At 36.9% G+C, this 8841-nt stretch carries 9 protein-coding genes and 3 tRNA genes; 1 reads left to right on the top strand and 11 read right to left on the bottom strand.

Going from position 1 to position 8841, the window contains the following annotated elements; all coding sequences use genetic code 11:
• Positions 1-137: 137 nt before the first annotated feature.
• From LRP83_RS03715 to LRP83_RS03685, 7 genes are all read right to left on the bottom strand, one after another.
• The gene (locus tag LRP83_RS03715; RefSeq protein WP_230495318.1) at positions 138-668 is read right to left on the bottom strand and encodes a response regulator; all 531 of its coding nucleotides are present in this window, start codon (positions 666-668) and stop codon (positions 138-140) included.
• A gap of 185 nt (positions 669-853) precedes the next feature.
• Complete coding sequence (desA, locus tag LRP83_RS03710) at positions 854-1885, bottom strand: Delta(5) desaturase DesA (RefSeq protein ID WP_230495317.1); 1032 nt, start codon at positions 1883-1885, stop codon at positions 854-856.
• 268 nt (positions 1886-2153) lie between these two features.
• Entirely contained in the window at positions 2154-3941 is a 1788-nt protein-coding gene (gene pepF, locus LRP83_RS03705; RefSeq protein WP_230495316.1) for an oligoendopeptidase F, read from the bottom strand.
• Between the two features lie 62 nt (positions 3942-4003).
• A complete protein-coding gene (locus LRP83_RS03700) occupies positions 4004-4690 on the bottom strand; it encodes an HAD family hydrolase (RefSeq protein WP_230495315.1) in 687 nt (228 codons plus the stop codon).
• Between the two features lie 197 nt (positions 4691-4887).
• Positions 4888-5649: an SDR family oxidoreductase gene (locus tag LRP83_RS03695; RefSeq protein ID WP_230495339.1), complete on the bottom strand. Its 762-nt coding sequence runs from the start codon at positions 5647-5649 to the stop codon at positions 4888-4890.
• Positions 5650-5688: 39 nt separating this feature from the next.
• The gene (gene folE / locus LRP83_RS03690) at positions 5689-6309 is read right to left on the bottom strand and encodes a GTP cyclohydrolase I FolE (RefSeq protein WP_230495338.1); all 621 of its coding nucleotides are present in this window, start codon (positions 6307-6309) and stop codon (positions 5689-5691) included.
• A gap of 62 nt (positions 6310-6371) precedes the next feature.
• Positions 6372-7061, bottom strand: coding sequence for a helix-turn-helix transcriptional regulator (locus LRP83_RS03685; RefSeq protein WP_230495314.1), 690 nt, complete (start codon positions 7059-7061; stop codon positions 6372-6374).
• Positions 7062-7187: 126 nt separating this feature from the next.
• Here LRP83_RS03685 and LRP83_RS03680 point away from each other — a divergent pair, with 126 nt between their 5' ends.
• A complete protein-coding gene (locus LRP83_RS03680) occupies positions 7188-7388 on the top strand; it encodes a CDGSH iron-sulfur domain-containing protein (protein WP_230495313.1) in 201 nt (66 codons plus the stop codon).
• A gap of 105 nt (positions 7389-7493) precedes the next feature.
• Here the strand turns inward: LRP83_RS03680 and LRP83_RS03675 are convergent.
• The 4 genes from LRP83_RS03675 to LRP83_RS03660 all read right to left on the bottom strand — a co-directional run bounded on the left by LRP83_RS03675 (position 7494) and on the right by LRP83_RS03660 (position 8558).
• Positions 7494-7560: transfer RNA gene (locus LRP83_RS03675), tRNA-OTHER, on the bottom strand.
• Positions 7561-7568: 8 nt separating this feature from the next.
• Positions 7569-7642: transfer RNA gene (locus LRP83_RS03670), tRNA-Trp, on the bottom strand.
• Between the two features lie 111 nt (positions 7643-7753).
• Positions 7754-7829 (bottom strand) — tRNA-Val (locus LRP83_RS03665).
• Between the two features lie 111 nt (positions 7830-7940).
• Positions 7941-8558 carry a LysE/ArgO family amino acid transporter gene (locus tag LRP83_RS03660; RefSeq protein ID WP_230495312.1) on the bottom strand — a complete coding sequence of 206 codons (618 nt, stop codon included), beginning with the start codon at positions 8556-8558 and terminating at the stop codon, positions 7941-7943.
• Positions 8559-8841 lie beyond the last annotated feature (283 nt).

Raw genomic sequence — 8841 nt, 5'->3', positions numbered from 1 at the left:
ACGATTAGAAACAATTGAAGACTTCATCCAGCTTTTTTTGTACGAATATCAACAATAGTATTTAACGAGGCCTAAAAATAAAAAACTAGCCAGCAGCTCGATGTTGAACTGTCTGACTAGATCCTTTTTCTGTTATCTTATCCTGTAGGCATCTTCATTTTTTCCTTTATGATTGTAATGTAGGCTTTAACAGCTCCCATTGGGTTGTTAGGTTGTTTTAGGTCCCCATCGGAAAATGGTTCCCCTTCAAAAGGCATCGTTTCGTTATCCTTCACTTCTTCCAACAATTCTCGTTCATAGACTTGTTTTCCAGCCATAACCGAACGGATTGAACTAGCAAGGACTTCACTTGGACTGTCCTTTAATAAGTAACCACTTACACCTGCATTCACAGCTCGTTGAAAAAATCCTTTACGTGCAAATGTCGCTAAGATAATGATTTTGCAGTAGCCATGGACTTTTAATGCTTCTGCTGCTTCAAGTCCATTTGTTTCAGGCATATCAATATCCATAATACATATGTCTGGCTTCAATTCGTGCACAAGAGCTATCGCATTAGCTCCATTGTTTGCTTGCCCGACTACTTCCATATCCTCTTCTAAATTCAGCAGGGTTCCTAGTGCATTTAACAACATCGGCTGTTCCTCTGCAATAACGATTCGAATCATGTTAGTTCCCCCATATCGGACAAGGCTTACATCCGTTGCTATTCACGAATTTTTGTCATGTTACTTTGTAAAGGTATTCATCGTTTTCATTAAAAATTCACGGTATATATACATTTTGTTCCAAAAGCAAAAAATGTTTTTAAAAGACTCCCCTTACCGATTAAGAGGAGTCAGAGGGTATAGATTTATCTCTCAGTTTTTACTTGAAGAGTCATATTCTTTTTAGCCAATTCCTTAACATCTTTAAAGCTCACAAAATTCTTTCTTTCTTCATCCCATAGACGGAAACGAAGAGAACGTAAGCTTGTAGCTAAAGTGACGGTTGGAACGTGTTGTAATGGCAATGTATTATTATGGGCTTCTTCTAGTTTATAATTCGGTACTCTTGGGCTTAAATGATGCACATGATGGAAACCAATATTACCAGTTAGCCATTGCATAAGTTTAGGAAGCTTATAGAATGAACTTCCTTCTACAGCTGCTTTTACATATTCCCAATCTTTATCTTCTTCAAAGTATGAATCTTCAAAAGTATGCTGTACGTAGAACAACCAAATGCCTGCTGCTCCAGAAATCATGAAAATCGATCCTTGGATTAATAGAAATGTTTGCCAACCAAGTGCCCAACAAAGCAAACCGATTAAAGCAACGAGTATCACATTGGTTAGATAGGTGTTTAAAACTTCTTTCTTACGAGCTCCTTTACGGTTAAAACGGTTCTTTAGAAGGAACTGAAATATTGGACCTAAACCAAACATTACTAATGGATTACGATAAAAACGATACCATAAACGAGTTTTAAGTGGTGCCGCCAAATATTCCTCTACCGTTAGTGTCCAAATATCACCTGTACCACGCTTATCTAAGTTACCACTTGTAGCATGATGAACAGAGTGCTCATGTCCCCATTGGTCAAAAGGAAATAGTGTTAATACTCCAGTTAAAGTTCCCACGATTCGGTTGGCCCGACGACTTTTAAAAAAGGAATGATGGGTACAATCATGAAAAATAATAAAGGTTCTAATTAAGAATCCAGCCGCGAAAATAATTGGTAGTAAAGCTAACCAATAAGAAACGGATAAACTGATATAGGCTAGATACCATAATGCGAAAAATGGCACAAGCGTGTTAATAATTTGTAGGACACTGTCTTTTGTCGTTGATTTTTCATAAGGGGCTACCTGTTTCTTTAAGTTTTTCGTATTTTGTAAGGTCATTTTTTCAAATCCCCTTCCTTTCTCTTATTATTTCCAAGTATATAGAACGGCCATTACCCTTTGTAGTAGCAGATGTCATGACCAGGGTATGATAAATGTCATGTTTCGGATTTGAAGTTTTGCCTGACTCCTTGGTATATATAGCATTTCCAAAGAAATACTGGTCTAAAAATATATTTAAAAATTACATAGCAGGTCTTAATTTCTCCAAAACCAAAAGGGATTATCACATGATAATCCCTTTTGGTTGAATATGGTTATTTCAATTTTAAATTCGCGAAAACTCTTCCACGAGCTCTGCAAAGCGTTTCAAACTATTTTCAATCGGTGCTGGGGAAGTTAAGTCCACTCCTGTCTTTTTTAACAATTCGAGTGGATAATCCGAGCTGCCACTCTTTAGGAATTCTAAATAAGATTCAAGCGTAGCTTTATTACCTTCAAGAATTTTGGTCGCTAAATGGATTGCGGAAGCAAATCCAGTCGCATACTTGTAAACATAAAATGGACGGTAGAAATGAGGAATTCTTGACCAGCCAAACTTTACTTCATCATCAAATACTACTTCGTCTCCATTGTATTCTCTAAATAAGTCTGCATAGATTCGATTAAACACCTCTACATTTAATGGCACACCTTTTTCAGCTAACTCATGTGTTTTCATTTCAAATTCAGCAAACATAACTTGAGTAAAGAAAGTGCCTTTAAATTGATCAATGAAATGGTTAAGCAAATGCTTCCGGACTTCCGGGTCACTTTCATTGTTTAATAAATAGTTAATTAACAAGACTTCATTGACAGTCGATGCAACCTCGGCTACAAAGATACTGTAACGTGCTGTAATTTGTGGCTGATGTTTAGCGCTCAGCTTACTATGCACCCCATGACCACATTCATGAGCCAATGTAAATAAACTATCCAAATCATCACGATGATTTAATAATATATATGGATGAACGCCGTATATCCCTAGATTATAGGCACCTGAACGTTTACCAGGAGTTTCGCGAACATCAATGTAACGGGACTCTTTGAATTCTTTTAACATACCGATGTACTCTTCTCCAAGAGGAGCTAATCCCTTTAACATTTTTTCATAGGCTTCCTCATAGGAGATTTCAGGCTTGACTCCTTTTACCAACGGAACACTCAGGTCATATTGACGCAGTTCATCAAGTTGCAATTTTTCTTTACGAATTTGTGAATATTTATGAAGTGGTGCGATATTTTCTTTTGTAGCAGTTATCAAATTTTCATAAACCTCTTTTGGTACTTTATCGCCAAAAAGAGCTTTCTCCAACGCTGAAGGATAGTGGCGTATTTTAGCTAGTGTCACATTATTTTTTATTGCTCCGGAAAGAGTTGTAGCGATTGTATTTTTTGAGGCGATATATGGCTTATAATATGCCTTATACGCTTCACGGCGTTTTTCACGGTCTTCATCTTCAATTAATTTGGCATACATGCCTCTAGTCAGCTCTACCTTTTCCCCGTTTTCATCTGTTACTTCTCCAAATTTGATATCGGCATTATTAATCATTCCGAAGGTGTTACTTGGAACAGAAAGGGACTCTCCCAGTTGCGACAGGAGTTCTTCTTGTTCCTTACTAAGGACATGGGCCTTATAACGGTAAGACTCTAATAAGTCTTCTTCAAAGTACTTTAAACCTTCTACTTCTGTTATGTATCCTTTTAGTTTCTCTTCATCTAATCCTAATAAAAATGGCATAAAGAAGGAAGTGGCGGCACTCACCTTCACGCTTAGGCTCTTCGCTTGGTCTAATAAGGATTGTGAGCTAGTGTCACGAGTATCTTCATCTACCTTTAACATACAATAGGCATAAACATGGTTGAATTTATAGGATAGCTCTTCTTTTGTTTTTAAAAATTGAAATAAGGTCTGTCCATCTTGAATGGCACCATCAAATTCCTTTAGCTTGACTGCGATTTTTTCAATCTCATGGAAATCAGCTTCCCATTTGCTTATATCACTATAGATATCCTCTAAATTCCATTTCTCATTTGCTGGGACCTCTGATCTAGACGTATGGGTTGGCATGCGCATTCTCCTTTTATTAAAAATTCAGTCTATGGAATTTACAACCAGATATTAGGTAATGTTTAGATTTTTACTAAAACTGGTAAATCTAAAAGCTCATTTAAGTTATTTATGATATAGTCTGGTTTAGAATCTCCTGAAAGAGGTTTGTTACTTCTGTTAAGCCACACGCTATTGATACCTACTTGATTGGCACCTGAAACATCACTAGTTAAAGAATCACCGACATGGAGAACTTCTTCAGGAGAAAATCCATTTTGGTTTAAGGCGTACTCGAACATATCTTGATGCGGCTTATAGGCTTTAACATGTTCACTCGTGATAATCCCATCCACTTTCAAATGTAGCAGGTTGATGGCTTCCGTAATATCTAAATGATCCACGTTAGATAGGATAAAGATGGGGAGATTATTTTTTTCGAAAAATTCAACCGCATCGTTATAAATAGTTGGGCTTTTCCAATGGTGAAACATTAGCTCAAGCAATTCATCCTCGTTTGCATTCGATTTGAACTTGGTCAAGGTGTTTCTTAAAGATGTGGCACTTAAGTCTCTTTGTTTTAAAAAGTTTTCACCGTGGCTGTGGCTTAATAATTGGTTAAACTCTTTCATCCAATCGTAACCAATTTCTAGTGCAGAGGCCGCTGTATCGGATTTCGCTTTGATTTTATGACAAATCTCAACCAATGATGCCTCTTCTTCATGTACTACCGTTCCGTAAAAATCCAAAAATATCGCCTTGATTGACATATTCATCTTACCCCAATTCTAACCTACTTTAATTTTCTTTTAATTTTATACCTTTTCTTGGAAATCTTCTATAAATTTGCCCTTTTTTAGATCATTTTCTTTTTCTTAGCATCTATGAAGAAGGTCGAGTATATAGGGATTTTTTTAATAACCTACATAGGAGGCACCACCTAAAGATGTAAGTGGTACCTCCTATTTCATTTACGATATCGGTTAATAACATCAAATCCTCCAGTTATCGAAATCACGCTGCCCGTTATCATACCTGAATCTTCTTCACATAAGAATGAGACAAGTCGAGCAATATCTTCCCCCGTTCCAGAACGACCGACTGGTGTTCGGGTGTCTTGGATTTGACGAGATTTTTCTATAGTTGCTTCTTTCATATCTCCAACAATATCTCCTGGATAAATCATATTGGCGGTAATTCCATATTCTGCTTCTTCTAGAGCAATTGTTTTTGTTAGGGAACAAAGTCCAACCTTCGCTGCACTAAATGCAGACCGATATATCCAACCTGGTGTGTTTTCCACATCCTGAAATCCATAAGTGATGATTCTACCAAACTTTTGATTCCTCATAACCGGAATGGTTAATTTTAATAAATGAAAGACAGCACTTAAGTTTCCTTCAATCATCTCGTACCATTCACTATCCGTATGTTCAATTAGCTTTTTTCGTTGAAAAATAAAGGGACCAGCATTATTGATTAAATAATCGATTCGTCCAAATCTCTTAACCGCTTCACTTATGAGAATCACGATATCTTGTTTTTTTGTCATATCACCTTGAACAAATTGTAAACGATCTTTATATTGATCCCATTCATCCATTAACTCCCTTATTCGTTGGACATCACTCCGATAGTTGACCGTTACTGAAAATCCCTTTTGAAGAAATTGTTCTGTCACCTTCTTCCCCAACCCTTTTGATCCTGCTGTAATGATGGCGTGTCTCATTTGTCCACCTCTCCCTTTAGATACTTTTTTCATGATGCTTTATTTTTGTAAAAGAGATAAGAACTCTGCACGGACATCAGATTGCTCGGCAAATATTCCTCGAACAGCTGATGTAGTAGTGGATGCACTTGTTTTTTTGATGCCTCTTCCACACATGCACATATGTTTCGCTTCGATAATGACCATTGTCCCTTGTGGTTGAAGAATTTCTTCCATAGCCTCTACAATTTGATTAGTTAGCCGTTCTTGGACTTGAAATCTCTTCGCATATCCTTCTACTAACCTGGCTATTTTCGAAAGGCCAGTAATTTTTATATTTGGAATATATCCAACGTGAGCTACACCAAAAAACGGGGCAAAATGATGCTCACATAAGGAGTGAAACTCAATATTTTTCACTAAAATTAATTCTTGATGGCTGACATCAAACGTTTTTAATAAATGATTTTTAGGGTCTTCACGGTATCCTTCTGTGTATTCAAGAAATGCCTTCAGAACTCTATATGGAGTCTCAGTTAAGCCATCACGATTAGGATCATCACCACATAATTCGACTAATTCTTTAATCGCATCCATGAAATAATTAGCTTGAGTTAATTTTTGGGGAAAATCCGGGGTCGTATTGGAGAATAATTCGGGGAATTTTGTCGTTAATAACATATTTTTATCGACTGACATGTTATTTGCACCTCTCTAAGTTGTGTTTTCAATTGTTTTAAAAACTAAATCTTTTCCTCTTCTAGAATAAAGGGGAGTGATTGAATATCAACAGGTTGATCAACCCTGACCTGGAATACACAGCAGCCATCTCCATTTTGAAAACTTTTCTCCCGCACTACACGATAACCTAGTAATCTAGTCAATGTAGATAACGTAACATTACAGAGAACTGGCCTTTGTATCGCCACGTCATGAAACGGACAATTTCGTTCAATAAGCCGAATCGTTTCACCTGAATGCTCGACATCCATGTAGCTGTCGTCTGTTACATATAAATCCTTTAGGGCCGATACACGCTCTGACAAACTCAGTCCTGTTAAACGCCATTCCCACTCTTTTACCCTAGCATCAACCATTGTCGTTAGTACTTTTTTCACGGCATCCTGCCCGAGTTGCTTGGCAACTGTATCGATAACTTCTATGGTGAGTGCTTCGTATTTTTTTGGGAAAAGTGTTTCTCCTTTTGGTGTCAAACAAACTTTTATCGCTGGACGACCTCCTCCTGATCCACTTCTTTTGGAAGATCGCTTTATCAAGCCATCTTTCTCAAGCTGGACTAGCTGCTGCCTCACTCCTTCGCTAGAAATATTAAGCTTTGAAACTAGCTTAGCAATGGTTTCTGAACCATTTTGCTTGATGGCCAAAAGTATTGCTTTTCGAGTATCAGATAGTTGTTCGAAATGTTGATTCATACGTACTTCACCAATCCCTTTCTATTTATTACAGTATATTTACCAAGTTTATTATTGTGAAACTTGTTTTATTACACACATTAATTTTTTTTGAATATAGTGTGATTAACTATAGGAGGGATTTACATGGAGAATCGAATCAAAATTTTAGATAATGGACCTCTCGTTGTTAGCGGTGATTTTCATTTAGGTGATTCTTTAGGGAATAAGTATCCGAAAAAGGAAAAGGTTTTTCTGTGCCGTTGTGGTCAGTCAATTAACAAACCGTTTTGTGATGGATCACATAAAAAGGCTGGATTTGATAGTAGCCCGAGAGCTGTTGAGTAATATCAAGCATTTTGTTGATTGCATAGATGTTAAGAAATACAAAAAAACGCAGTATTCATTTCATTTGAAATGAATACTGCGTTGGTTAATTATGTATGGAATGGAAGCGTGATGAGAATCGAACTCACAACATCAGCTTGTTGGCTAGGTTTTACTACTAAACTACACACGCGGAAATGTTGGCAGGGGTAGTAGGAATTGAACCCACACCAAAGGTTTTGGAGACCTTCGTTCTACCTTTAAACTATACCCCTATAAGTTGGTTAGATATTTTCGCTATCGCGAAAAATTTTTGTCTTTTTTAAAAGTTGGTTTTTTTCAAAAACCGAAAAAAACTTGGTATTTTTTAAAGTACAAAAAATACTTGGTGGAGGATGACGGGATCGAACCGCCGACCCTCTGCTTGTAAGGCAGATGCTCTCCCAGCTGAGCTAATCCTCCATATAAGTGCGAAATAACATTAATAATATCTCCATATGAGATACATACTATATTAATATATGTTTAGGGTGAATTTCAATAGAAATTTTCATTTTTTTCTCAAGCTACCTTTTAGAACATATTAAAAAGCTGATAGGCAATGTATACGGATACTCCCCAAATGATTATGGCAGATACTTTATTAAGGATTGTGATAAATCTTCCTGTCGTATCAAATTGACCAACTACTCTTCCAACAACAGCTAAACCAAAAAACCAAATCCAAGAAATAATAATACATGCAATGGTAAACGTCCATTTTTCAGCACCTGTATAACTAAGCGAACTAGTCCCAATCACGCCAATAGTGTCAAGAATAGCGTGAGGATTCAATAGCGACACTGACAAAGCAAACATAATCTGTTTCTTCGGTGGTAAAGCTATTTCTTTGTGTTTAACGCCAGTAGGATCACTTTTCCATATGGTCCAACCCATGAATAGTAAAAATAAGAATCCTATAGAAAAAATCACCGTTTGCAATACTGGAACGGTTAAGACAATAACAGAGACGCCTACAACTGACAATAAAATTAACAAAGTATCGCATAGGGAAGCAGTTAAGACGACGGGTAATACCCGTTTGAAATTATGCTGTGAGGCACCTTGATTAAACACAAACACATTTTGTGCCCCTAACGGGAGTATGAGTCCGAAAGATAATGCGATTCCATGAAAAAGTGCGCTAACCATGTTGTTCCTCCAATACCTTAAGGGCTTATTTTAATTTTGTGCTTATACCTAACTAGTAAATTAAGTATATACCAAATAATGAAATTATATGTTTATACAAACTCTGCTTTAAGTAAAAAATAATAAGAATCGCCAGCACCAGTTGTATCGATGGCTTTTACCCACATTCTTTCGTGGTCTTTTGTCCGATAGAGGACTTCTATTGGACTGTTGGCACATTCTTTCGTGGTCTTTTGTCCGATAGAGGCCTTCTATTGGACTGTTGACACATTCTTTCGTGGTC

Source organism: Pseudoneobacillus rhizosphaerae (genome assembly GCF_917563885.1).
Lineage (GTDB): Bacteria > Bacillota > Bacilli > Bacillales > Cytobacillaceae > Pseudoneobacillus > Pseudoneobacillus rhizosphaerae.
The sequence above is the reverse complement of the archived record's forward strand: the minus strand, read 5'-3'. Positions and strand labels throughout refer to the sequence as shown.

Coding starts and splice junctions, on each gene's coding strand:
- LRP83_RS03715 (WP_230495318.1), bottom strand. CDS start 668: ATGATTCGAATCGTTATTGCAGAGGAACAGCCGATGTTGTTAAATGCA.
- desA (WP_230495317.1), bottom strand. CDS start 1,885: ATGACCTTACAAAATACGAAAAACTTAAAGAAACAGGTAGCCCCTTAT.
- pepF (WP_230495316.1), bottom strand. CDS start 3,941: ATGCCAACCCATACGTCTAGATCAGAGGTCCCAGCAAATGAGAAATGG.
- LRP83_RS03700 (WP_230495315.1), bottom strand. CDS start 4,690: ATGTCAATCAAGGCGATATTTTTGGATTTTTACGGAACGGTAGTACAT.
- LRP83_RS03695 (WP_230495339.1), bottom strand. CDS start 5,649: ATGAGACACGCCATCATTACAGCAGGATCAAAAGGGTTGGGGAAGAAG.
- folE (WP_230495338.1), bottom strand. CDS start 6,309: ATGTTATTAACGACAAAATTCCCCGAATTATTCTCCAATACGACCCCG.
- LRP83_RS03685 (WP_230495314.1), bottom strand. CDS start 7,061: ATGAATCAACATTTCGAACAACTATCTGATACTCGAAAAGCAATACTT.
- LRP83_RS03680 (WP_230495313.1), top strand. CDS start 7,188: ATGGAGAATCGAATCAAAATTTTAGATAATGGACCTCTCGTTGTTAGC.
- LRP83_RS03660 (WP_230495312.1), bottom strand. CDS start 8,558: ATGGTTAGCGCACTTTTTCATGGAATCGCATTATCTTTCGGACTCATA.